Origin of the sequence: Micromonospora craterilacus (assembly GCF_003236315.1) — a bacterium.
GTDB lineage: Bacteria > Actinomycetota > Actinomycetes > Mycobacteriales > Micromonosporaceae > Micromonospora > Micromonospora craterilacus.
The window spans coordinates 1-21,928 of record NZ_POTY01000032.1 but is presented as its reverse complement, the minus strand read 5'-3'; the positions used below and the strand labels follow the sequence as shown (position 1 = coordinate 21,928).

The 21,928-nt window shown below is 71.7% G+C and carries 22 protein-coding genes and 2 pseudogenes; 9 read left to right on the top strand and 15 right to left on the bottom strand.

The features are described from left to right. Positions 1–86: 86 nt before the first annotated feature. The 3 genes from C1I95_RS07940 (at position 87) to C1I95_RS07925 (ending at position 2,236) form a co-directional block, all read left to right on the top strand. A complete protein-coding gene (locus C1I95_RS07940; protein ID WP_111213140.1) occupies positions 87–371 on the top strand; it encodes a type II toxin-antitoxin system Phd/YefM family antitoxin in 285 nt (94 codons plus the stop codon). A gap of 217 nt (positions 372–588) precedes the next feature. Beyond that, a complete protein-coding gene (locus tag C1I95_RS07930; protein ID WP_111213139.1) occupies positions 589–948 on the top strand; it encodes a YciI family protein in 360 nt (119 codons plus the stop codon). Positions 949–973: 25 nt separating this feature from the next. Then, a complete protein-coding gene (locus tag C1I95_RS07925; protein ID WP_111213125.1) occupies positions 974–2,236 on the top strand; it encodes an RNA polymerase sigma factor in 1,263 nt (420 codons plus the stop codon). A gap of 131 nt (positions 2,237–2,367) precedes the next feature. Here the strand turns inward: C1I95_RS07925 and C1I95_RS07920 are convergent, their stop codons facing one another. From C1I95_RS07920 to C1I95_RS07900, 5 genes are all read right to left on the bottom strand, one after another. Then, positions 2,368–3,702, bottom strand: coding sequence for a phytase (locus C1I95_RS07920; RefSeq protein WP_111213124.1), 1,335 nt, complete (start codon positions 3,700–3,702; stop codon positions 2,368–2,370). 109 nt (positions 3,703–3,811) lie between these two features. After that, entirely contained in the window at positions 3,812–4,609 is a 798-nt protein-coding gene (locus tag C1I95_RS07915; RefSeq protein ID WP_111213123.1) for an ABC transporter permease, read from the bottom strand. Continuing rightward, a complete protein-coding gene (locus C1I95_RS07910) occupies positions 4,606–5,529 on the bottom strand; it encodes an ABC transporter ATP-binding protein (protein WP_111213122.1) in 924 nt (307 codons plus the stop codon). Before C1I95_RS07910 ends, C1I95_RS07915 begins: the two co-directional genes overlap by 4 nt. Then, complete coding sequence (locus tag C1I95_RS07905) at positions 5,526–5,897, bottom strand: hypothetical protein (protein WP_111213121.1); 372 nt, start codon at positions 5,895–5,897, stop codon at positions 5,526–5,528. Before C1I95_RS07905 ends, C1I95_RS07910 begins: the two co-directional genes overlap by 4 nt. Beyond that, on the bottom strand, positions 5,897–6,508 hold the full coding sequence (locus C1I95_RS07900; protein WP_233513421.1) for a helix-turn-helix domain-containing protein: 612 nt from the start codon (positions 6,506–6,508) through the stop codon (positions 5,897–5,899). The genes C1I95_RS07905 and C1I95_RS07900 overlap by 1 nt, the downstream gene beginning before the upstream one ends. Positions 6,509–6,551: 43 nt before the next feature. Between C1I95_RS07900 and C1I95_RS07895 the strand changes: the two genes are divergently transcribed. From C1I95_RS07895 to C1I95_RS07885, 3 genes are all read left to right on the top strand, one after another. Further along, entirely contained in the window at positions 6,552–7,232 is a 681-nt protein-coding gene (locus C1I95_RS07895; RefSeq protein ID WP_199523645.1) for an RNA polymerase sigma factor, read from the top strand. Continuing rightward, positions 7,229–8,032: a GNAT family protein gene (locus C1I95_RS07890; RefSeq protein ID WP_111213119.1), complete on the top strand. Its 804-nt coding sequence runs from the start codon at positions 7,229–7,231 to the stop codon at positions 8,030–8,032. The genes C1I95_RS07895 and C1I95_RS07890 overlap by 4 nt, the downstream gene beginning before the upstream one ends. 294 nt (positions 8,033–8,326) lie before the next feature. Then, the gene (locus C1I95_RS07885) at positions 8,327–9,070 is read left to right on the top strand and encodes an MBL fold metallo-hydrolase (protein WP_111213118.1); all 744 of its coding nucleotides are present in this window, start codon (positions 8,327–8,329) and stop codon (positions 9,068–9,070) included. Between the two features lie 54 nt (positions 9,071–9,124). On the opposite strand, the gene C1I95_RS07880 is transcribed toward C1I95_RS07885, so the two are convergent. Next, positions 9,125–10,117 carry a sigma-70 family RNA polymerase sigma factor gene (locus tag C1I95_RS07880; RefSeq protein WP_438941293.1) on the bottom strand — a complete coding sequence of 331 codons (993 nt, stop codon included), beginning with the start codon at positions 10,115–10,117 and terminating at the stop codon, positions 9,125–9,127. Positions 10,118–10,214: 97 nt separating this feature from the next. Here C1I95_RS07880 and C1I95_RS37095 point away from each other — a divergent pair. Both C1I95_RS37095 and C1I95_RS36235 read left to right on the top strand, forming a co-directional pair. Then, positions 10,215–10,607 (top strand): annotated as a pseudogene (locus tag C1I95_RS37095) (alpha/beta fold hydrolase); the annotation flags it as partial. Between the two features lie 167 nt (positions 10,608–10,774). Further along, positions 10,775–11,080: a hypothetical protein gene (locus C1I95_RS36235; protein WP_233513422.1), complete on the top strand. Its 306-nt coding sequence runs from the start codon at positions 10,775–10,777 to the stop codon at positions 11,078–11,080. Between the two features lie 126 nt (positions 11,081–11,206). Here the strand turns inward: C1I95_RS36235 and C1I95_RS07870 are convergent, their stop codons facing one another. The 9 genes from C1I95_RS07870 to C1I95_RS07830 all read right to left on the bottom strand — a co-directional run bounded on the left by C1I95_RS07870 (position 11,207) and on the right by C1I95_RS07830 (position 19,361). Beyond that, a complete protein-coding gene (locus tag C1I95_RS07870) occupies positions 11,207–11,590 on the bottom strand; it encodes a hypothetical protein (RefSeq protein ID WP_146605661.1) in 384 nt (127 codons plus the stop codon). Between the two features lie 86 nt (positions 11,591–11,676). Further along, positions 11,677–12,444, bottom strand: coding sequence for an alpha/beta fold hydrolase (locus C1I95_RS07865; protein WP_111213115.1), 768 nt, complete (start codon positions 12,442–12,444; stop codon positions 11,677–11,679). After that, the gene (locus C1I95_RS07860) at positions 12,441–13,556 is read right to left on the bottom strand and encodes a CapA family protein (RefSeq protein ID WP_111213114.1); all 1,116 of its coding nucleotides are present in this window, start codon (positions 13,554–13,556) and stop codon (positions 12,441–12,443) included. Before C1I95_RS07860 ends, C1I95_RS07865 begins: the two co-directional genes overlap by 4 nt. A 72-nt stretch (positions 13,557–13,628) precedes the next feature. Then, the gene (locus tag C1I95_RS07855) at positions 13,629–14,318 is read right to left on the bottom strand and encodes an alpha/beta fold hydrolase (protein WP_111213113.1); all 690 of its coding nucleotides are present in this window, start codon (positions 14,316–14,318) and stop codon (positions 13,629–13,631) included. 169 nt (positions 14,319–14,487) lie between these two features. Next, positions 14,488–15,702, bottom strand: coding sequence for a S8 family peptidase (locus tag C1I95_RS07850; protein WP_111213112.1), 1,215 nt, complete (start codon positions 15,700–15,702; stop codon positions 14,488–14,490). Between the two features lie 133 nt (positions 15,703–15,835). After that, the gene (locus tag C1I95_RS07845) at positions 15,836–16,771 is read right to left on the bottom strand and encodes a hypothetical protein (RefSeq protein ID WP_111213111.1); all 936 of its coding nucleotides are present in this window, start codon (positions 16,769–16,771) and stop codon (positions 15,836–15,838) included. Beyond that, positions 16,768–18,129 carry a hypothetical protein gene (locus C1I95_RS07840; RefSeq protein ID WP_111213110.1) on the bottom strand — a complete coding sequence of 454 codons (1,362 nt, stop codon included), beginning with the start codon at positions 18,127–18,129 and terminating at the stop codon, positions 16,768–16,770. Before C1I95_RS07840 ends, C1I95_RS07845 begins: the two co-directional genes overlap by 4 nt. Then, entirely contained in the window at positions 18,126–18,431 is a 306-nt protein-coding gene (locus C1I95_RS07835; protein WP_111213109.1) for a DUF6403 family protein, read from the bottom strand. Before C1I95_RS07835 ends, C1I95_RS07840 begins: the two co-directional genes overlap by 4 nt. Before the next feature lie 66 nt (positions 18,432–18,497). After that, on the bottom strand, positions 18,498–19,361 hold the full coding sequence (locus tag C1I95_RS07830) for a peptidoglycan-binding domain-containing protein (protein WP_111213108.1): 864 nt from the start codon (positions 19,359–19,361) through the stop codon (positions 18,498–18,500). Positions 19,362–19,765: 404 nt separating this feature from the next. Here C1I95_RS07830 and C1I95_RS07825 point away from each other — a divergent pair. After that, positions 19,766–21,928: pseudogene (locus C1I95_RS07825) on the top strand (hypothetical protein); the annotation flags it as partial.

The following is a 21,928-nucleotide window of genomic DNA, read 5'->3' as shown; positions in this document are numbered from 1 at the left end:
TCGTTCCGCAGCTCGCCGCACAGGGTCGCCGCCGACCAGGCGGGAGAAGGTGGCCATAATTCTGACCAGTCGTGAGAATGGCCGCCATGGAGACCATTCCGATCACGGAAGCCAAGGCCCGGATCGCCGAGCTTGCCGACCGGGTCGCTCGGGAGCACGACCACTTCACGATCACCCGCAACCGCCGCGCCGACGTGATGCTGATCTCGGTCGCCGAGTACGAGTCGATGCGGGAGACGCTCGACCTGCTCTGCGACAACGAGGCCCTCGCGGATCTGCGCCAGTCGCGGGAGGATTTCGCGGCCGGCGACACCTTCTCGATGGACGAGGTCCGCGCCGAGCTGGAAGGGCATCGCGGTAGGGCGGCCTAATGCCTCCGCAAGGCGGGCGGCGGGACGACACGCGCGAGGCGACCAGCCCGTACACGGTGATGTTCTCCCGGCAGGCCCGCCGCAACCTGCACAAGGACCTGCCGCTGGAGGTCGCGAAGTCTTCAGAAGATTCTCCGGGACCGTGTCGGATCGCGGCCGTGCCGTTCGTAGCAAGGTGAGAGGTGGCCACCAGGGCCGCCGGATCGAGGAGTGCGAGATGGCGCGATACCTGATCTCGTTCGACCGCGGGTGGATGAGCTTCCCCGAGGAGGACCTGCCCGACGTGGCCAAGGCGGCCCGCGCGGTAGTCCAGGAAGCCAGCGACGCCGGCGTCTTCGTCTTCGGCGGCGGGATCGCCGACGACGAGAAGACGACGCTCGTCGCCGTCGACGGGACGGTCACCGACGGCCCCTACCCCGAGACCAAGGAGATGGTCGGCGGCTTCACGGTCGTCGACGTCCCCACTCGGGCCGACGCCGTCGAGTGGGCCGCCAAGATCGCGGTCGCCTGCCGGTGTGCGCAAGAGGTCCGAGAGTTCCTCCCCGATCCGAAGGTCGACGAGTGGCTCGCGCGCTGAGCGACTTCAAGGCGCTGCTTGAGTCGTGACCGGGCTCGTCGTCGAGGCGATCACCCAGGCTCACCACGGGGAGTGGGCCCGGGTGGTCGCCACCCTGACCCGGCGCTTCGGCGACCTCGCCGCCGCGGAGGACGCCGCCGCCGAGGCATTCGCGACTGCCGTCGAACGCTGGCCCCGCGACGGCGTACCTCCGAACCCGGGCGCGTGGCTCACCACCACCGCCACCCGCAGGGCCATCGACCGCCTCCGCCGGGAGTCGCGCCGCGACCAGAAGCATCAGGAGGCTCAGTTGCTGTTCGGCGACGATCCTCCCGAACCGTCGGGCGCTATCGACGACGATCGGCTCCGGCTGATCTTCACCTGCTGCCACCCGGCGCTCTCGCCGGAGACCCGGATCGCGCTGACGCTCCGGATGGTCGGCGGGCTGACCGTCCCCGAGATCGCCCGCGCCTTCCTGGTGCAGGAGGCGGCGGTCGGCCGGCGCATCACCCGAGCGAAAGCCAAGATCAAAGCCGCCCGTATCCCCTTCCGGGTCCCCAGCGTGGAGGAACTGCCTGCACGGCTCGACGGCGTCCTCGCCGTGCTGTTCCTCGTCTTCAACGAGGGATATCTCGCCACCGGCGCGGAAACGGCACCCGTCCGCAACGACCTCACCGCCGAGGCGATCCGGCTTACCCGCCTGGTGCGCGAGCTGCTGCCGGACCGCCGGGATGGGAGCGGCGAGGTGACTGGGCTGCTGGCGTTGATGCTGCTGACCGAGGCCCGCCGCCCCGCCCGAATCTCGGCGACCGGCGAGCTCGTCACGCTCGAAGAGCAGGACCGCGGCGCCTGGGACCGCGACCTGATCGAGGAGGGCCATCGCCTGGTGCGCGAGCGCATCGCCGCGGTGGCAGCGGGCGGTCCCGCCCCGGGTCGTTACCAGCTGCTCGCCGCGATCAACGCCGTCCACACCGATGCCCGCGACGCCCGCGACACCGACTGGTCGCAGATCGTCGCCCTCTACGACCGGCTGGTGCGCATCCAGCCCTCACCGGTGGTCGCGCTCAACCGCGCGGTCGCCGTCGCCGAGGTCGACGGACCCGACGTCGCGCTCGCCCTGGTCGACCGCCTGCCGCTTGAGGGCTACCACGCCTTCCACGCGACCCGCGCCGAGCTGCTGCGCCGCCTGGGCCGCAGCGAGGAGGCCCGCGAGGCCTACGACCGCGCCACCGAACTCGCCGGCAACACTGCCGAGACCGGCTACCTCACCCGCCGCCGCAGCCAGCTCGGCGCGCCGGACGCGGAGTAGCGCGGTGGGCAGGTGGGCCTGGTCGAGCCGGGTGAGGGTGGGCGCGTGTGCCGGACGAGGAGCCCGACCGCGCGTAGGGGGAACGGCCTGCTCGAAATGTCATCGAGCAGGCCGTCACGGTTTCGGGTGGGTCAGCGGAAACGTGGGTCGTTCCCGGCCCGGGTGTCCACGGTCAGGGACATCGCCCGGGCGATGTCGCCCCAGGACACGTAGGAGAAGTTCGTGGCGTCGCGCTCGTCGTCCACGTCGGGCCCGGTCTCGGGCTCGTCGTGGGTGACGAGCAGGCCCTGCCGGTAGTCGCCGACGGGGCGGTTCGTCACGGCGAGCCCGTCGGAGCCGTTGATGTCGTCGGCGCCGCCGACGCCCTTGACCCGAAAGCTCCCCAGCGCGCGGTTGGCGCCCTGGCGCTGGTAGACCGCGAACCTGTCGTCGCCCTGGCTCGACACGAGCACGTACCCGGTCGCGCCGGGCCCGTAGTAGATGTCGACCCCTTCGGCATCGGCAGTGAGCAGGTTTCCGCCGTAGCCCTTGGCGTTCGGGTCTGCTGGCTGGCACTCTTCGGTCTCGCTGTCGTAGACATCGTGGACCCCGAAGTCCTTGACCCGGTCGACGAGCGTCGGCTTGCTGCGCGGACCGAGCGGCAGCTGCAGCCGCCACAGGCCGACGTCCTCCTGCGCGGCGTAGAGCACGCCCGACGCCTGGTCCACCGCGGGGCCCTCCAACTGCGGCAGCACGCCTGGCTCCTCGCAGGGCACCCAGGTCGTCCCGTCGGGCAGCCCGAAGCGGCTCGGCATGGCGAGCTGCCGGATCTCGGTGTAGCCGAGCTTGCCGCCGATCTCTACGATGCGGGCGGTAGCGATCGTCGTCGTCCCCTCCTGGGTGACGACGCCGTACGTCTCGCCGGGGCGCGGCTGCCAGACGGCGAGGCCGTAGGCCGTGTGCTCCGCGTCGACGGCCTCACGGTCGGGGTTGAACAGGAAGCGCTGGTCGGCTGCGGTGACCTCGGTCAGCGGGGTACGCGCCGCCGCACCGGCCGGGTCGATGATGAAGAACCGGAGCTGGTCGTTGTAGCGGTCCGAGACGACGGCGACGTCGACCTGGCGACCGGCCAGCCGGATGCCGTACGCGATGTCGACGTTGTTGTAGCGGCCCGCGGCAGTGTCGATCCGCGGTGCCTCGGTGGCGGGCAGCGACTGGATCTCGCGCGAGCCCATGTCGTAGACGCGGAGGCCGCCCTCCTTGGCGGTCACGATCACGATCGACTTTCGGGAGTCCGCCGGGTGGACCCAGATTGCCGGGTCGTCACCGGAGGCGTTTCCGCCAGCCTCGTCGTCGTACAGGACCGGGGTTTCGTTGTCGGTGGTCACGACCGCGGTCCGGGTGCTTGCGGCGGTTGCGTGGGGCGGGGCGAGCAGCGCGGCGACGACGGCGCCCACCGTCATCACGGCGTTCAATGTGTACGTCACGGCAGCGACCCTGCGGCACCGAGATTGCCGCCGATTCGACCGGCGGTTGCCGTAGGTGAAAATCGTGGGTCACCGGGGCTTTACCGCACCACCTCCGAGCACCACGCGGTCAGGTGATGTCGCGGCGCATGGGGACGATCACGGCGATCGCCGAGGCGGTCAGCGCGTACGCAGCGAGTAGGAGGGCGCCGGCTGCCGGTGAGAGGAGTTGGACGGCGGTACTGCCGAGTTGTTCGGACATGGCATCGGCGAGGTAGGTGAAGTCGGTCAGCGCGGCGGTGGCTCCGCCGGGCAGGATCGGGTAGAGCGTGTTGACGCCGGGGATCATCATGAGCACCGGCTCGCCGAGGTACAGATAGCCGATCACGACGCACAGGGCTGCGACCTGGTTGCGGATGAGGGCGCCCATGCCGACGCCGATGAGGAGGTACACCACCATCGCGACGGCGATGCGGGCGAGCAGCGCCAGCACGGTGGTGGCTGGCAGACCGAGTGAGACGCCGCGTACGGCGGCGACGTTGAACAGAGCCGCTGCGGCGGAGCCCGCGAGGATGAGCCCGTAGACAAGGCCGAGGACCGTGTAGGTGGCGAGTTTGGCGGCGAGTACCTGCCCGCGGCGCGGCGCGAACAGGAAGGTGACCGCGGCGGTGCGGTGCCGGTACTCGGAGGTGACCGCGACGGTACCGGCGGCGGCCGGCACGAATGCGGTGTAGCCGAGGATGCCGAGGATCGAGCGGAGACCGGCCTCGGTGTCCAGTCCGGGCATCGGTGGGTCGAAGTTCTCCGGGCCCACCAGCGCCATGGCGCCGATCATGCCGCCGCCGATCAGGGCGGCGGCCAGCAGCAGCCCGCCCCACATCCGGGTGGCCAGCAGCCGGCGGAACTCCGCCTTGATCAAGCGATTCATCGGGTGGCCGCCTTGTCGGTGGTCAGGTGGAGGAAGAGTTGTTCGAGGCTGGTGTTCTCGGTGACCAGTTCGTGAACCCGTAGGCCGCGGGCGGCAGCGAGGTCGGCGACGCTCGGCGCGTCCAGCCCGTGTACCCGCAGCCGGTCGGGCCCGACGGCTTCGACGACCGGTGCGGTGCCGCCGTTGGCCGGGCTGGCGGTCAGGGCGGCGGCGAGGGCGCCGGCGTCGGGTGAGGTGATGAGCACCGCCGGCGGGCCGGCGAGCCGGGACCACGGCCCGGCGGCGACGAGTTCGCCGCGCCGGATCACCACCACGTCATCCACGAGTTGCTGGAGGTCGCTGAGCACGTGGCTGGAGATCAGCACGGTGCGGCCTTCATCGGCCAGCCGGCGCAGCAGGCCGCGCAGCCACGACATGCCTTCTGGGTCCAAGCCGTTGCCGGGTTCGTCCAGCAGCAGTACGCGGGGGTCGCCGAGCAGCGCCGTGGCGAGGTTGAGCCGTTGCCGCATGCCGGTGGAGAAGCCGCGGGTGCGGCGGTCGGCCGCCTCGGCGAGGCCGAGCAGGTCCAGCAGTTCGGTGATCCGGCCGTCGGGGTAGCCGCCCATCGCGGCGTAGACGCGCAGGTGGTCACGGGCGGTGTGGCCGGGGTGGAACGCGTTGGCGTCGAACACCGCGCCAACCGTGCGCGACGGCCTGGGCAGCCGGCCGTACGGCCGTCCGCCGATGGTGGCGGTGCCGCTGGTAGGCGACACCAGCCCGGTCACCATGCGCATCGTGGTGGTCTTGCCGGCACCGTTCGGGCCGAGGAAACCGGTGACCACACCAGGTTCCACAGTGAAGCTCAGATCGCGCACCGCGGTGACGTCACCGTAGCGCTTGGTCAGGCGCGACACCTCGATGGCCAGGCGGTCGCCGGTCATGCGCCGGCCGCCATCGCCCGCCCGATCGCCGCCGCGAGGGCCGGCGCGTCCGGGCTGGAGAGCACGACCTCGTCGAACTCGCCGCCGGCTGCCGCCCGGTCCAGCACCAGGTGCAGCCCGGGCTCGCCCCGGCGGGCCGTCACGAGTTGCCGGGGACCGCCGTACAGACCCCAGACGCCGACCTTGGCGAAGCCGGACACCACGTACCCCCGCCGGGCGCCGCGGGCCAGTCGGAGCGGGTTGTCCACCGGGGCGGCGTGCCGTACTGCCTTGAGACGCAGGACGAACTGCTCCCGCCCGATCCAGATCCGTTCCCATCCGGTGAACCGGATGTCGATCACATCGCTGGTAACCGTGACCGAGGCCATCAGCCATCCCCCTTCGTCGTATCGGGGTCGTGCGCCGGCCCCGGTACCTGGTTGTTGGTGCTGGTGGTTGCCGGCTGGTCGGCCGGCATCAGAACGGTCGCGAACAGTCGAGGTATCCGTCCGTCGCCGGGCTCGTTGCCGAGCAACGGGCCGACCAGCGCGTTGAAACCGGCGGCGAACTCGCCCAGCTCGGCGTCGGTCATGTGCAGCACGAGCTGCTGGTATCCGACACCGTCGGCGACGAAGTCGATCCGCTCCCGGGCGAGATAGCGGGAGAACTCCGACAGCAGACTCGACACGAACGCCGTGAAGTAGCGCGCGTGGTCCGCTGGGGTGGCGGTGGCCAGGGCTTCCGCGTCCAGCGTCGCGCCGTGCGCGGGCAGCGCGTACACCCGCTCGACGGCACCGCGGACCTTGCGCTCCTCGACCACGTCGAGCAGCCCTGTCTTGACCAGCGTCGCCAGGTGCCGGTACAGGGTGGCCTGCGGGATATCGGGCAGCAGCTCAACCAGGTCGTGCGTGGTCAGCTGCGCGCCCGCGACCGCCCGCAGGATCCGGATCCGCACCGGGTGCAGCGCCAGCTCGGCCCAGCGCTCGCTCGACATCTCCATGGCGTCAACGCTATCATTCTCGATAGCGATAATGGAAGGCGGTATGCTGGCTGCCAGGATCGTCGATCTCCCGTCCTTAGCCTTGGTGCCGGCGGCGAGGCAGGATCGCGATAGCGATCAGCCGGGACACACTCGTCGGTGTGCCGGACAGGTACAGGTCATGAGCGAGCAGCGCCACGTCCCGGAGCGCGAGGCCCGGTTCACCCGGCTGTACGAAGCCACCTACGCCGACCTCCTCCGGTTCATCCAGCGTCGGGTCCATCCGACGCACGCCGAGGACGTGGCCGCGGACGCGTTCCTGGTTGCCTGGCGCCGGCTGGAGGACCTGCCGGAACAGACCGGGGATGCCCGCGCGTGGCTGTACGGCATCGCCCGCGGCGTCATCCTCAACACGGTTCGTGGAGCTGACCGCCAGCGGGCACTGCGGGTCCGCCTTGCAGCGGCTCCCGCGGCGGCAGCGAACGATCTCGACACCGAGGTGATCGCCCACCAGCTCGATCTCGCCCGCGGCTGGCAACGTCTCTCCGACGTACACCAGGAAGCCCTCGCCCTGAGTGTCTTCGAGGGACTCACCGCACCGCAGGCGGCCCGCGTGCTCAACATCTCGCCCGTCGCGTTCCGGCTTCGCCTCAGCAAGGCGCGACGAGCCCTCAAACTCCACGCCGGCAACCTTCCGCCGAGCAACACCGCGCCGGCGAGCCTCCCCGAAGGGATCACGTCATGAAGCGTACCGACGCCACGCTGAGCACCCTGCGCTCGCTCGACCCGGCCGACCGTGAGATCGACCCCCGGAGCCCGCGCGCGCGGGCCGACCTGGCCCGGATCGTCGCGACCGATCCGCAGTTCGCCGGACCACCCGGACCTGCCAGGGTCGAACCGGCCCGGTCACCACGCGCCCGATGGCTGATCCTCGCCGGCGGCACCGTCGCGGTCGCCGTCGCGGCCGGCGTACTCCTTCCCCAGGACAACCAGGCCTTCGCCAGTTGGACCCCCAGCCCGGCCACGCTGGCTCCCCGAGCGGCAGCGAAGGCAGCGGAATCCTGTCGTGAACAGCAGGAGGGCGTGCCGAACAGCGCCGATCGAGAGTTGGCGACCGCCCGGGCCGCCGTGACCGAGCGGCGTGGCGATTGGACGATGGTGGTTCTGGCCGGGGACGACGGCTTCTCGGCGATGTGCCTGACCAACGACAGTCTCGGCCTCTTCTCCGATGCCTGGGTCGGCTCGGTCGGCCGGCCCGACGACTTCACCGAGCCGGCTCCGCGCGAGTTGCGCGCGACCGACCTCGGCTCTGGCAGCGTCGCACGCGGCGCCGTCTCAGTGGCCGTCGGGTTTGCCGGCGGCGAGGTGGTGGGGGTGACCTATCCGAGCGCAGCGCATGGCCCGGTGGAGGCCACCGTCTCCGGAGGTCGCTTCGCACTCTGGTTCCCCGGCGACGAGCTCGAGGACACGGCGGCGGATGGTGTCGACACCGAGGTGACCTACCGCGATGGCACCTCAGGGACGGTCACTCTCCGGCTCCGCTGACCCTGAGGGCGAAGACGGGGGTGCGGACCCGACGCCACCGTCCGGTCCGGCTTGGCCCCGGATGGCTCTGCGGAGCGATGTGGCGCGGGCAGGGGCCGGCATAGCGTCGACCGCATGACGGAGAGTCGATCTCAAGGGACCCTGAGGCGCCGCCTGGCCGGCCCGGCGCACGGCACGGGCGGCGGCCGGTGACGGGGGTGTCCCGCTGGGCCTGGGCATGCCCGGTAGGGATGAACGCTCGGGTTCGCAGGCGTCTGTTCCGGCCGGCAACGCATCAGTCGATACAGTGCTGGGATGCGGCTCACGGTCCTCGGCGGATGTGGCGCATGGCCCGAGGCGGGTCAGGCGTGCAGCGGCTACCTCGTGGAGCATGAAGGGTTCAGGCTGCTGGTCGACGTCGGCTACGCGACCGTGCCGCGGCTGTTGGAACAGGTCTCCCAGGATGAGGTGGACGCCGTTTTCGTCAGCCACGGGCATCCCGATCATTGTGCGGACCTGAACCCGCTGCTGCGGTCACGTGCCCTGCGGGACGATCCGCCCGGGCCGCTACCGCTGTACGCGCCGTCGGGTGCGCTGGATGCGGTGTTGGCGCTGGACCGCCCCGGGATGCTTGATGCGGCCTACGTGCTGCACGAGTTCACCGCCGGCAGTCACCTGGACATCGGCCCGTTCCGCGCGGAGACCCGCCTGCTGCCGCACTGGGTGCCGAATGCCGGCGTACGGCTGACGGTGGACGACCGGGTGCTGGCGTACACCGGTGACTCCGGCCCGAGCGCGGAGGTGGTGGCGCTGGCCCGCGACGCGGACCTGCTGCTGGCCGAGGCCACCTTCGTGGACGAGGTGCCGGAGGACTCGCGGCGGTACCTGTCGAGCGCGCGCCAGGTGGGCCGGCAGGCCGAGGACGCCGGGGTCGGAGAGCTGCTGCTGACTCATCTACAGCCCGGTACCGATCCGGCGACCGCCCGCGCCGCAGCCCGCGACGGCTATCAGGGCAAGGTCGGCGTGGCCCTCTCCGGCCTGGTCATCGATCTTTCCTAGACGGACCTGGCGACCTCGAACCTGAGGTGAACTGCTGCCGAGGACCGGCCCCGGTCAGGGCAGGGAGGCGGGCAGGCCGAAGGGGGCGAAGTGTTCGGGGCCGACGAATGAGGTGATCTCGGCGACGTGCTCGTCGCGCAGGGTCAGGACGTCGATCGACCAGGCGACGTGTGCGCCGGTGCCGTCGCCGCACAGGTAGCTGCCCACGGCGGGCTGGCCGTTCGCGCTGGTCGGCAGGTGCCGCCAGGAGCCGCATCCGGTCAGCGGGAGCCGTACGGCAAAGTCGGTGACCGCGTCAAGGCCGTGGTACCAGTGCGCCAGTGGCGGCATCGACCAGGTGACATCCTGGGTCAGCAGGGCGACCAGGGCGTCGGCGTCGCCCTGCTCCAGTGCGGTGGAGTACCTCGCGACGATCTCCCGAAGGCGGGCATCGCCGAGCTTGCGTAGCGTCTGCTGCTGGGTCGGGGACTGAATCTTCCTCTCGACCAGCTTGCGGGCGCGGGCCAGGGCGGAGTTCACCGATGTGGTCGAGGTGTCCATCATGGCGGCGATCTCGGCCACCGAGAAGCCGAGAACCTCGAACAGCAGCAGCGCTGCCCGCTGATTGCCGGGCAGGTGCTGCAGGGCGGCCACGAAGGCGAGCTCGACGGCCTCGCGCTGCTCGTAGCGTACGCCCGGGCCAGCCGGGCCGCCGCCAACGTCCACGTCCGGGTACGGGCCCAGCCAGGCCACCTCCGGCACCGGCCGGTCGCCCACCACGGCGTGCCGGCTGGACGGGCCGAGGTCGACGGGCAGCGCCCGCCGGCCGCGGGCCTCGGCGATGTCAAGGCAGGTGCGGGTGACCACGGTGTACAGCCACGAGCGCAGCGAGCTGCGACCCTCGAAGCGCCCGATGCCCCGCCACGCCCGGAGCAGGGCGTCCTGTAGGGCGTCGTCGGCGTCGTGGGTCGAGCCGAGCATCCGGTAACAGTGGGCGTGCAACTCCCGGCGCAGCGGCTCCACGAGGCGGGTGAACGCGGCGCCGTCGGCGTCGCCCGCCCGGGCCAGGTCGAGGTCTTCGGCTTCCTTCCCCGCCGTGCCCTGGCGCGGCGTCGCGAAAAGGTTGCTCACGAGCGACGACTTTACCGGTCGGCGAGAGTCATCCATGGCAACAAGCAGCACCCACCAGCCAGGAGATCCGATGTACGACTCTTCGACTGTTGCCGCCCCGGCCCGGACCCTTGCCGTTCCCGGCGCCCGCCTGCACTACGAGGTCCGGGGCCAGGGCCCTCTCGTGGTGCTCGTCGGTGCCCCGATGGACGCCAACTCGTTCGCCGCGGTGGCCGACCTGCTCGCCGCCGACCACACCGTACTCACCACCGATCCGCGCGGCATCCATCGCAGCGAGGTCGACGACCCCGACCAGGATTCGACCCCGCAGTTGCGCGCCGACGACCTCTCCCGGCTGCTGACCCAGCTCAACGTCGGCCCGGCCGCGGTACTGGGCTCCAGCGGCGGCGCCGTCAGCGCGCTGGCTCTCGCCCAGGCCCACCCCGCACAGGTCCATACCGTCGTCGCCCACGAGCCGCCGCTGGTCGAGCTGCTGGAGGACCGCGAGCAGGTACACGCCGAAACGGAGGAGATCATCGCCGCCTACCGCCTTGGCGACGTGACGGGGGCCTGGCGGAAGTTCCTTGCGCAGGCCAACATCGACATCCGGAGGAGGTGTTCGAGATCATGTTCGGCGGCGAACGCGATCCGCAGCAGGCAGTCGACGAACACCGTTGGTTCGTGCACGAGCTGCGGGAGACCACCCACTGGGTGCCCGACCTCACCGTCCTGCGCTCGACCAGGGCCAGGATCGCGATCGGCATCGGTGAGCAGTCGTCCGGCCAGCTGTGCGACCGCGCGTCGCGGGCGCTCGCCGCGGCACTCGGCGTCGAACCCACGCTGTTCCCCGGCGACCACACCGGCTTCATCGACGACCCGGAGCAGTTCGCCACCCGACTGCGCGCAGTCCTGAAAGCGTGATGACGAGCCGCGCCGCGCCCCCGGTCCGGTGACGCCCGCACATCTGCCGGTGGGGACGCGGTGCCGGCACCGCCTCCCCACCAAGGTTTCCCCACGGACCAACGAGAGGCCGGCGTGTCCGGCAGCTCAGCTGCGGTGTGCTCGCCACAGCCGGGCGAGCAGAACGAGTTCGACTGCGGTCAGGGTCAGGGCGCCGATCGCCCACCAGCCGGTGAATCCGGCGAAGACCGAGGCGAGCAGCAGTCCGAGACCGAGCCCGCCGGCGGCGCCCAGGCCGAAGAGGGTACGCGGCTGGTACGCCAGCGATGGCAACGCTCGTACCAGCATTGCCAGTAGCCAGCTGGCGCCCGGGGTGAGCAGCGCGATGCCGACCAGGTCCAGTGTGGAGGGACCGTGACCAGGGCCGAACTCGACCAGCCGTGGACCTTCCAGGCTGTCCGGCAGGGCCAGTACCAGGACACCAGCCACGGTCAGCACAAGCGCCGCGGCGAGCCGATGACGCACAGACATGCGTCTCATTATCGGCGTCGCCGGACCCGCTGCCCATCCGCTCATCGTCAGTTAGGGCACGGGAAGAGCGAGGCGGCCGGCCCCGGTCAGGTCCCGAGGAAGGCGTCGGTGACCCGCTCGAACTCGGCGGAGTGCATCCAGATGAGTGCGTGGTCGGCATTCTCGATGACGATCATCCGGGAGCCGGCGATGCCGTCGTGGAGCATCCGCGCATGGTGGACCGGTACCGCCCGGTCGTTCGCGGCGGCGACGACGAGCGTCGGACAGGTGATCTCGGCCAGTCGACGCCGGCTGTCGAACGCCATCGTCTCCTTCCAGGCGGAGATCATCAATTTGGGGTCCTGGCCCGCGATGATGGCGGCGAGCCAGTCGGCACGTTCCCTGCCGAGCTGCGACGCCGCCCGGCCGACGATCAACTTCGCCAGCCGCCGCATGCCGAGAGCCTGGAGCAGCAGCGGCAGCAGGTGGCCCTCGACCTTCTCGCGCCCGGTCGCCATGTTGTACGCGAAGGTGCAGGCGAGCACGAGACGGTCGCATCGGTCGGGGAAGTCGAGGACGAGTTGTTGCGCGATCGCACCGCCCTGCGAGTAGCCGAGCACGGCGGTGGAGTCGATGGCCAACTGGTCGAGCAGTTGCGACAGGTCGGCGGCGAGGCGGGCCGGCGCGTACGGCGGCGGAAGCTCCCGGCTCCGCCCGTGGCCGCGCAGGTCGGGCACGATCACCCGATACCGGGTGGCGAAGTGCGCCATCACCGGTTCGAACATCTCGCCGGTGACCATCAAACCGTGCACGAGCAGCAGGGGCGGCCCCGATCCACGCTCGGTGAAGTAGAGGGGTGACGGTGCGCGGCTCATGGCATCTCGGGCTCGGCGCGCAGGTCGCTTCCGTCTGTGACGATCCGTGTCCCGAACGGCCGGCTCACCTCGCCGACCACGTCCGCCAGCCAGCCGACGTCGGGCGGCGCGGCGTGTTCGAGGCGCATCCGCCGCATCCGCATCGGCACCATCCGCAGCCGCCGCAACGCGCCGCCGTCCGCGTCGAGGGTGGCGAGATACGCGAGGCGCAACTCGGGCCGGTACGACTCGTACCCCTCGATCCCCTCGTAGTCGTCGATCAGGTCGCCACACCCGTACAGCACCAGCCGGCCACGGTAGATCTCCACCGGCCTCGGGTGGTGCGACGAGTGGCCGTGCACGACGTGGACCCCGCCGTCGATCAGGCGGTGCGCGAACGCGACCTGCTCAGGGTCGACGTCGTACCCCCAGTTCGAGCCCCAGTGCACCGACACCACGATCAGATCCCCCGGTCGGGCCTGCCGCCCTATCGTGTCGAGCAGCGCACCGGCGCCGGCTGCGGAGACCTCGGGCAGGAGGGCGACCCCGGGAGCCGTGCCGGTGGCCGCCCACCCCGGCGGAACCCCGCTGGACTCGGCGGCGACCGACCACACCAGCAACCGCCGACCGGCAGCCACGTCGAGCCGGGCGGGTGCCCACGCCTCGTCGTGGTCCCGGCCGGCGCCCACCGCCCGGATCCCCGCCGCCACGAGGGTCTGGTGGGTCTCGGCGAGGCCGTCGACACCGAAGTCCAGCACATGGTTGTTGGCCAGCGCGCACACGTCGAGCCGAGCGGTGGTGAGGCAGGCGACGTTGTCCGGGTGCATCCGGTAGTGGATGGCCTTGCCGGACGCGTGGCTGCCGCGTCGGGTCACCGCCGTCTCCAGGTTCACCAGCCGTACGTCCGGGCGCGCCTCGTCCAGCACCGACCGCAGGTCACCCCAGGGCCAGGCGGGATCCGCCGGTCGCGGGATCGGCCCGCCGGCGGACTCGGCCAGCGCCACGTACTCCCGTGCGTCGCCCACCGCACGCTCGCGCAGCTCCGGGCTGCCCGGTCGAGGCAGGATCTGGTCCACCCCTCGGCCGGTCATCACGTCACCGCCGAGGAAGATCGTCAGGTCGCCGTCCGGCACTCTCCCACCGTAGGCACCGCCGCCCGCCGCGGGCCCGAATCCGGAACATGGCGTACGTCTCGCGGGCTGGCTCTACGCGTCGAGGAATGCGGTCACGGCGGTGAGGTACTCGTCCGGCGCCGCAGTGTGCACCAGATGGCCGGCCGCGATGGTCGTGAGCCGGGCGTCGGCCAGCCGGTCGGCGAGTTCGGCGACGTGTTCCTGGGGGACCGGGCTCGTTGCTCCACCGCCGATGAGCAGGGTGGGTGCGGTGATCCGGGTGACTGTCTCGGCCCAGCCCGGGTCCGGATCGTCGATCTCGGGCCGGACCTGCGCCACGACCTGCCAGTCGAAGGGCAGCTCCCCAGCGGGGCGGTCAGGAGGCTTCGGCCGCCGAGGATGGGGGAACGGGATGTCCTCCAGCACGAGCCGGCGAACGTGCCGTGGCCGCTCGGCGGCCACCAGGCAGGCGACCAGACCACCGAGGGAATGACCGATCAGGTCCACCGCGCCGGTGTCCAGTTGGTCGAGGACGCCGATGACGTCGTGGGCGAACAGCTCCAGGCGGTAGGTGCCGGGCCAGTCACTGGCACCGTGGCCGCGCAGGTCGACGGCGTACACCGTCCGCTCGGCGGCCAGGCCCGCCGCGATCACGTCCCAGTCGCGAGCCGTCTTCCCGGTGGCATGGAGCAGCACCGTCGGCGTTCCGCCCCGGTCGACGGCCCGCCACACCCGCAGCGAGAGGCGCAGGTCGCCGACCGTGACGTCCATCAGCTCAGGCATCTCCCGAGCCTCGTCGACCGTCGCCGCCGAACTCAAGCCGTTCCGCTGCTGGCAGACACGCTCGGCGGGCCCCGGCGCAGCGAACCGCCCCGGGGCGGGGGAGACTCCACCGGCCCCGGGGCGGGGCGGACCAGGGAACGGCCCGCCGGGTGTCGCGCTGTTGGCGCAGCTACAGGTTTCGCTTGTTGAGCAGCAGGTTCGGCGTACCGGAGAGGCTGCCGCCCACCACGCCGCTGACCCCGTTCGTCACGATCCAGTTGTGCACCGTCGCCTGGCTCGCGTCGCCGTACGTCGCCTTGTAGAGCGCGGCGGTCCCGGCGGCGTGCGGCGTCGCCATCGACGTGCCGTTCAGGCTGGCGGTGGTCGAGGTGGGGTAGGTGGAGACGATGGCCGACCCGGGGGCGTAGATGTCGACGCACGATCCGGTGGACGAGTAGCTGGCCCGCGCGTCGGTGTTGGTGGTGGCGGCGACCACCAGTGCGGCGGTGAGGTTACGCGGCAGCCGGTCGCACGAGTTTCCGCCGGTGTTGCCGGCTGAGGCGGCGAGGAAGACTCCGCTGTTCATCATGTTCGTCAGCGCGGTGGCCAGGGTGGCGCTGTAGGTGTAGTTCCAGGAGGCGTTCGCCACGGCCGGCTTGTTCGCGTTCCGGGTCACCCAGTCGACCGCGCCGACGGCGCTGGAGAGCGTGCCGCCGCCGGAACAGTTCAACCACTTCACACCGTAGAGCCGGACGTTCTTGGCCACCCCGTGGCTGGTGCCGCCGATGGTGCCGGCGACGTGCGTGCCGTGACCGTTGCAGTCGGTGTTGTTGGTGTCGATCGAGTTGTAGGCGAACTGGGCGCGCCCGCCGAAGTCGGGATGGTTGGCCTGGATGCCGCTGTCGATGACGTACGCGTGCACCCCGCTGCCGGTCGAGTTGTAGGTGTAGCTGCGCGACAGCGGCAGGTTGGTCTGGTCGATCCGGTCGAGGCCCCAGGACGGCGGGTTGCTCTGGGTCGCGTCGAGCACGTCGTACTGGATCACGTCGCGTTCGATGCTCAGCACGTCGGCGTTGTGCGCCAGCTCGGCGACCTGTGCCGTGGTGAGCCGGGCCGCGAAGCCGTTCACCGCGCGGTGGAAGTAGGCGGTGGGGGCGGCCCGCAGGGCCCGTGCCGGCACGGTGGCGTCGGTGCCGGGCTTCATGGTGACGACGTACGCCCCGGGGATGACCGCGACGTCCGTCGCCGCCTGCGGCGTGGTGATCGGCACGGCGGTGGCCCGGTACGGGCCGCCCGCCGCCATCGCGGGTTGCGGCAGCGCGATCAGGGTGGCGACGAGCGTGGTCGTGGCGATGCCGGCGGTGACCGCGACGCGCCGCAGGCGCGGTAGGCGTGCTCGTGACACAGAGCCTCCTCAGGAATGGACCTATCGATGTGGATGATCATCGATAGTCAGGAGGCTATCCGGATAATCTCAAACGTATAAGTCTCTCGATGTTACGGATGAGTCCTCGTTCGACGCCCGAGGCCCCGGCCCGCTACCGGACCCGGGCCCGGCGTCGCGGGGTGCCACGGCCGGGTGGCTCGCCGGCGAGCCGGGAGGCCTGCCGGCTGAGCGCCTTGACCTGCTTGCGGAGCCGGCGGACGGCCGCCTCGTCGGCGCCCTCGACGGTCGTCACGTCGTCCAGCAGTCGGGTGTAGTCAGTGGCCAGCCGCAGGTACGCCCGGCTGGCGCGGCCGTTCCCGACCCGGCCGTACCGCTGGTCGAGGTCGACGATCTGTTGGGCGAGGGTGGCCGCGGCGGCGCTGAGCGCGCTGCGACCGTCGGCGTGCGACTCGCGGCGGGCCTGTCGGGCGGCGGCCAGCCGACCGGCCCGGCGCCCGGCGATCCAGAGCACCGCCGCGCCGGCCACCACGCCACCGATCGCCGCGCCGGCCAACAGGTACCGGGGCAGCGACGGGCTGATCGTGCGGGCCCCGTCGGGGATGGCGCCGGCCTTCACCAGCCGGTCGTAGTTGATGGTGACGACCTTCAGCGCCTCCAACGGCCGGTCGACGAAGGCGTCCACGCCCCGGCTGATGGTCGTCTCCACCACCATCGCCCGGCCCAGATCCCGGTCGTCGCGCCGGCGAAGCTGGGAACACCCGTACGTGTCCCAGTCCGCCCCGGCGGGGCTCATGGCCAGCACGACCGTGCCCTGCGCGGCCTGCTCGGTCTGACCGCAGGCGTCGCTGAGGTCGGCGCCCGGTGCCATCAGCAGCACGACCAGCCGGCGGTTACCGATGACCCGTTCGGCGGCGGCCCGGTCCAGGTCGACTTCGGGAGCGACGTAGACCGACGAGGAGCGGACCTGGCGGGCGATCGGGCCGTCGAGGATCCCGCCGGACCACAACGCCCAGCCGGCCAGCGCCAGGCAGGCCAACACGGCACGGCCGAACGGGGTGCCGACCAGGCGGCGCAGCGCGGCCGTCATGACAGCCTGCCCTGGAGGTAGTGGTCAGGGCGGTAGCTGGGGATGCCGACCACGAGGGCGGTGTCGTCCAGTTCGGCCGCCGCGTCGTCCAGCAGCGTCCGTACGTGCGGCTCGGGCAGACCGTCGTCCAATGCCGCGCGGGCCGCCTGGAGCTTGCCGATGCTCCGGGTCAGTGCGGGGTTGCTGCGGGCGTCGGTGAGTAGCGACACCTCGACGGCGAGCGCGGTGAGGCCGGCCAGCCGGGCCGGCGTGCCGCCCCACCGGGGGTCACCCGGCCCGCCGAGGGAGCGGCGCAGCGACCGGACCGACAGCACCAGGAACGCCGCCACGCAGGCCGCGAAGATCCAGGGCAGGGCCGGCAGCGCCACCCGCAGCGGGTCGAACGGCCGGTACGGCAGCGGCCGGTCGAACAGCCCCGCGTACCGGATGTCGGTGACCCGGTCCAGGTACGCCCCGAGCACGTTCTGCTGTGGATAGTCGTAGCGGCTGAGCCGGCCCTCGAACTGGGCGTAGAAGCTCGCGCCGGCCAGATCCGCGAAATCCGCCTCGGCCGGGCCGTGGTATTCGATCCAACCGCCGTACATCAGCACGATCGGGCGGTCCGGTGCGAGCCGGGTCAGCGCCGGCCCGTACCGGGGGAGCGGCTCACCGTACGGCTGCCCGGGCAGGACGACGTACCAGGCATCGTCGGAGAAGGCGGCGCGGGCCGCGTTCTCAGGCACCCGGGTGAGCGTGGCCCCGGCGCCGACGTGCAGCCCGTCCGACCGCAGGTCGCCGACGACGGCGGCCAGTTCCGGTCCGGACGGTTCGCGCCACCGCAGGTCGTCGCGGTCGGGCGGGGCCGGTACCCCACGTAGCTTGGCGATCAGGGCGACCAACTGATCCGTCACGTCGCCGGTGGCGAACTGCGCCCGCCACCCGGGAAGGGTGTCGGCGCTCGCCTGGTACGCCCCGCCGCTGACCTCGGTGCCGATCACCCGCACGGTCGCGTTCCTGACCTTCCGTACCCGCTTGCGTTCCGCCTCGTCGAGCCCGGGCGGCGCGACCAGGATCCGGGTGTCGTGGCCCCCGATCGCCGCCCGCACCCGTTGCTCGTCCCACCGGGCGATGGCGCCGGGGAGGCGGACCACCGGGTCGGCGGTCACCAGCGCGGTCATCTCGTCCGTCGAGGGCACCGTGGCGTCGCCCAGCTCGCCGGCCGCCCCCTCCTCGATCCGGGCCGACGGTGCCGGCGACTGGCCGTAGCTGACGTCGACGCTCTGCCGCTGGGCGAGCAGGAAGACCACCAGGACGACTATCGCCACGCCGAGGAGTGCCCAGCGCAGCAGGTTGAGGTGACGCGCGAACCTGCGCCTCATCCGTGCCCCCGCCACAACTGGTCGGCGCGGCGGGCGTAGTCGGCCGCCGCCCGGGCCGCCGTCGGACCGCCGCGCTCGGCGGCGATCAACTCGGCGCGGGTCAGCAGGCGCTCCGCCTCGGGGACCCGTTCGGTGGTCGCGTCCCGGCTGACCTCGGCGCTGTCGATCGCCGCGCGGGCGGCTGACCAGGCGACCCGGCGTTCCCGCTCGCGGGAACGCCGTCGGGGTAGGACGGTGGTGAGGAAGCCGGCGCCCAGCAGCAGCACGCCACCGGCCAGCCAGACGAGCAGGGGTGGTGACATGCGCTCCCGCCGTCCGAGGGGTTTCGGTACGGCTACCTGTCTAGCGCAACGGTGCCAGCGCCGAAACTAGTACCCGATCGTCACCCGCATTCTGGTCCAGGTGATCCGCCCGACTACGCCGTCGTCCGCCACCCCTTGCAGCCGCTGGTACCAGCGGACTCCGGCCTCGGTGCGGGCGTTGAACGTCCCGGTCGGCTTGCCGCACTGTCGCTCGCCGATGAACCGTTGGATGAAGGCCACGTCCGGGCCGCTGGAGCCGCGCCGGACGGTGCGGGTGCCGGGCCGGGGTTGCGCGGACTTCGGCGGTGGCGCGGGTTTGCTCGCCGCCCGAAGCGCGGCGACCGTCTTCGGCCCCACGACGCCGTCGGCGATCAGCTTCCTCTTCTGCTGGAAGGCGCGGACCCACGCCTGCGTCTTGGCGCCGAACACGCCGTCGACGGTCAGGCGGGCGCCGAGCTTGTTGGCGACGGTCTGCAGCTCCCGCACGTCGCTGCCCCGGCTACCCGAGCGCAGGGTGCGGTCGCCGAGCTTGGACGCCGTCGAGGTGACGATGCCCCAGGCCCGGGTGCTGTCCTCGCGGCTCGGCTCGTGGCTGACGCTGACGTGGATGTGCTTGTCGTGCGGGTTGGATCCGGTGTAGCGGGCGGGGTGGAATCCGCGGCTGCGGCTCCAGATGGTGCGGTCGAAGATGACGTACTCGGTCGAGGGATGCTCGATGCAGCGGCGGACGACCAGCAGCGGGTCGATGCCGTCCTTGTCGATGTCGAGGGCGTTGACCGAGCTGTCGTCGGCGTCCGGGTTGTGGTCGGACCGGCGCCCCTGGTGGGCTGCGTCGCCGATCCAACCGTCGGACGTCCGGTCCCGGTGTGGCCAGCGCTGATCGACCTCGGTCCGCAAGATTTTCAATGCCCCGGCCAGGTGTACCGCCACGGCTAGTCCTCCTCCTCGACCGCGGCGAGGTCGTACTCGACCGGCTCGCCGATGTTGCCTTCCGGGTTGTCGTCCTCGTCGAAGCAGGTGACGTCGAACTCGTCGACATCGGTTCCCATCACGTGTCTCCTCTCGTCCAAGGTCGCCTGGTCGGGCCCACCTTGCGGTTGGGATTTCAGGAGACGCAACGGCGAGTCAGGTTTCTTGCAAGGCATCTGCCGCTCTTGGCAACTGGGTGTCACTGAACGGCCCCGGACGCGCTCGGATCTGCCGATGGTTGTCAAACGAAGAGGTGAATCACGAGAAGCTTTCATGTGATGTCCACAGCAGACGGCGACCGTTGAATGAGGACTCAGGGCTGGCGGCGTGTGGCCGGCGCCTGACGAGATCGGGGAGACGTCGCGATGACCTGGCAGCCACGACCACTCGCCACACTTCCACTGGTTCTGGCGGGGCCCCTGCTGCGCCGGGTCGACGGCAACACCGTCACCGTCTGGCTCGCACTGCGCGAGCCGCGCAAGGTCACCCTCCGGGTGTACGCGGGCGACGCCGACGGTGCCGAGGCGGACCAGCTGTACGTCGGCAGCCGCAACACGGTCCGGCTGTCGGCCAACTGCCACCTGGTTGCCGTGACGGCGACCGGCCCGGCCCCGCTGGCCGCCGGCACCACGTACCGGTACGACGTGTTCTTCGGCGCGCCCGGCGACGAGGCGGTGCCCGTGCCGGCGACCGAGCCCCGGCTGTACGGCCCGGACATCGTCGCGGCCACCCCGGCGGCGGCGCGGGCGGCTCTCACCTACCCGGGCGGGCCGACGCTGCCCAGCTTCGCCACCCCGCCGGCCGACCTCAACCGGCTACGGGTCATCCACTCGTCCTGCCGTAAGCCGCACGGGGCCGGGGAGGACGCCCTGGCCGTGCTCGACGACATCCTGCGTGCCGACATCGCCGACCCGCTCGCCCGGCCGCAGCAACTGGTCCTCACCGGCAGCCAGGTCTACGCCGACGACGTCGCCGACGCTCATCTCGCCGTGCTGCGGGGGATCGCCACCACCCTCGGCGCCACCGTCGAGACGCTGCCCGGGGTGCCGGCCGCCGACCCGCGGCTGCGTCCGGGACGCCGGCAGGAACTGGTCACCGCGGCCGGGCTCACCGCGCCGACGGGCAAGAGCCACCTGTTGCCCCTGGCCGAGTTCTGGGCGATGTACCTGACCGTGTGGTCCGACGTGCTCTGGCCGGCGCAGCTGCCCGAGTTCGGCGACGTCCACCCCGAGGACGACGCGCTGCTGAGTCGCAAGCCCGCCGACATGCGACTCTCCGACGCCTGGGAGACGCTGACCGGGTACGGCGGCGCGGCGGCGCGCCGCGACGCCTTCCTCGACGAACGCAAGGCCCTCACCGCCTTCCGGGACGGTCTGGGCGCGATCCGCCGGGTGCTGGCCAACATTCCCACCTACCTGGTGCTCGGCGAGCACGAGGTCAGCGAGGACTGGTACGCCACCCAGCGCTGGACCGAGCAGGCGCTGGCCGGCGACGGCCTCGGCCGGCGAGTGGTGCAGAACGCGCTCACCGCCTACGCGCTCTGCCAGGCGTGGGGCAACACCCCGGAGCGTTTCGCCGCGGCCGGAGCGGATGGCGAGCCCGGCCGGCGCCTGCTCGCCGCGGTCGCCGGCTGGACCGGCACCGAGGACGCCACCAGCGCGACCATCCGCGACCTGGTCGGTCTGCCCACCACCATCCTGAACGGGGTCCCGCAGCGGCCCGCCGGCGCGTTGGGCTGGCACTACCACCTGCGCTGGGCGGCCCACCAGCTGATCGTGCTGGACACCCGGACCACCCGGGTCTACCTCGGCGGACCGGACGACCCGCCGGCACTGCTGTGGAGCGACGCGGCCTTCAAGGACCAGATCGGTGACCCGCCGGACCTCGGGCCGGAGGCCGCCACCTTTGTCGCCTCCGCCACTCCGGTGGCCGGCTACCCGTTCGTCTCCGACTTCGTGCAGCGGATGCTGGGCACCCGGTACCGGGGTCGTGGCGGCGTCGACGCCGAGGCGTGGGGGCTACAGCGGGCCGCGTACGAGAAGCTGCTGGCTCGGCTGTTCACCCGGGCGACCCCGGCCGACGACGGCACCCGCCGGCAGCGGATCATCCTGCTCTCCGGCGAGGTCGGCTACGGCTTCGCGGCCCGGCTGCACTACGAGGGCGCGGCCCCGTTCCGGGCGCTGGCGCCGGGCTCCACCCGCGGCGTCATCGCCCAGTTCGTCTCCAGCGCCGCCAAGAACGAGGACGGGCTGACCCGGTTCCTGCACGGCACCGGCTTCGACATCACCGCCGACCGGTTGCCCCGCAGCCGCCGCTACGGCTGGGCCAACCCGGGTGGCGGACAGCTCACCGTCGGCACGGAGATCGTCGACCGGTACACCGGTGGCATCACCAGCATCCCGTGGACGGTCACCGGCACCCCGGCGGTGGCCGAGGCCGAGAGCCTGCGCCGGATCACCCGCACCCAGGACTGGTCGTACGAGGTGACCTTCGTCAAGCACGACGCCGCCGACCCCACCGTCCCACCC

What these genes read in the sequence shown, in the direction of transcription:
- C1I95_RS07940 (WP_111213140.1), top strand. Translation starts at nt 87, where the DNA reads ATGGAGACCATTCCGATCACGGAAGCCAAGGCCCGGATCGCCGAGCTT.
- C1I95_RS07930 (WP_111213139.1), top strand. Translation starts at nt 589, where the DNA reads ATGGCGCGATACCTGATCTCGTTCGACCGCGGGTGGATGAGCTTCCCC.
- C1I95_RS07915 (WP_111213123.1), bottom strand. Translation starts at nt 4,609, where the DNA reads ATGAATCGCTTGATCAAGGCGGAGTTCCGCCGGCTGCTGGCCACCCGG.
- C1I95_RS07910 (WP_111213122.1), bottom strand. Translation starts at nt 5,529, where the DNA reads ATGACCGGCGACCGCCTGGCCATCGAGGTGTCGCGCCTGACCAAGCGC.
- C1I95_RS07905 (WP_111213121.1), bottom strand. Translation starts at nt 5,897, where the DNA reads ATGGCCTCGGTCACGGTTACCAGCGATGTGATCGACATCCGGTTCACC.
- C1I95_RS07900 (WP_233513421.1), bottom strand. Translation starts at nt 6,508, where the DNA reads ATGGAGATGTCGAGCGAGCGCTGGGCCGAGCTGGCGCTGCACCCGGTG.
- C1I95_RS07895 (WP_199523645.1), top strand. Translation starts at nt 6,552, where the DNA reads ATGCTGGCTGCCAGGATCGTCGATCTCCCGTCCTTAGCCTTGGTGCCG.
- C1I95_RS07890 (WP_111213119.1), top strand. Translation starts at nt 7,229, where the DNA reads ATGAAGCGTACCGACGCCACGCTGAGCACCCTGCGCTCGCTCGACCCG.
- C1I95_RS07885 (WP_111213118.1), top strand. Translation starts at nt 8,327, where the DNA reads ATGCGGCTCACGGTCCTCGGCGGATGTGGCGCATGGCCCGAGGCGGGT.
- C1I95_RS07870 (WP_146605661.1), bottom strand. Translation starts at nt 11,590, where the DNA reads ATGTCTGTGCGTCATCGGCTCGCCGCGGCGCTTGTGCTGACCGTGGCT.
- C1I95_RS07865 (WP_111213115.1), bottom strand. Translation starts at nt 12,444, where the DNA reads ATGAGCCGCGCACCGTCACCCCTCTACTTCACCGAGCGTGGATCGGGG.
- C1I95_RS07855 (WP_111213113.1), bottom strand. Translation starts at nt 14,318, where the DNA reads ATGCCTGAGCTGATGGACGTCACGGTCGGCGACCTGCGCCTCTCGCTG.
- C1I95_RS07845 (WP_111213111.1), bottom strand. Translation starts at nt 16,771, where the DNA reads ATGACGGCCGCGCTGCGCCGCCTGGTCGGCACCCCGTTCGGCCGTGCC.
- C1I95_RS07840 (WP_111213110.1), bottom strand. Translation starts at nt 18,129, where the DNA reads ATGAGGCGCAGGTTCGCGCGTCACCTCAACCTGCTGCGCTGGGCACTC.
- C1I95_RS07835 (WP_111213109.1), bottom strand. Translation starts at nt 18,431, where the DNA reads ATGTCACCACCCCTGCTCGTCTGGCTGGCCGGTGGCGTGCTGCTGCTG.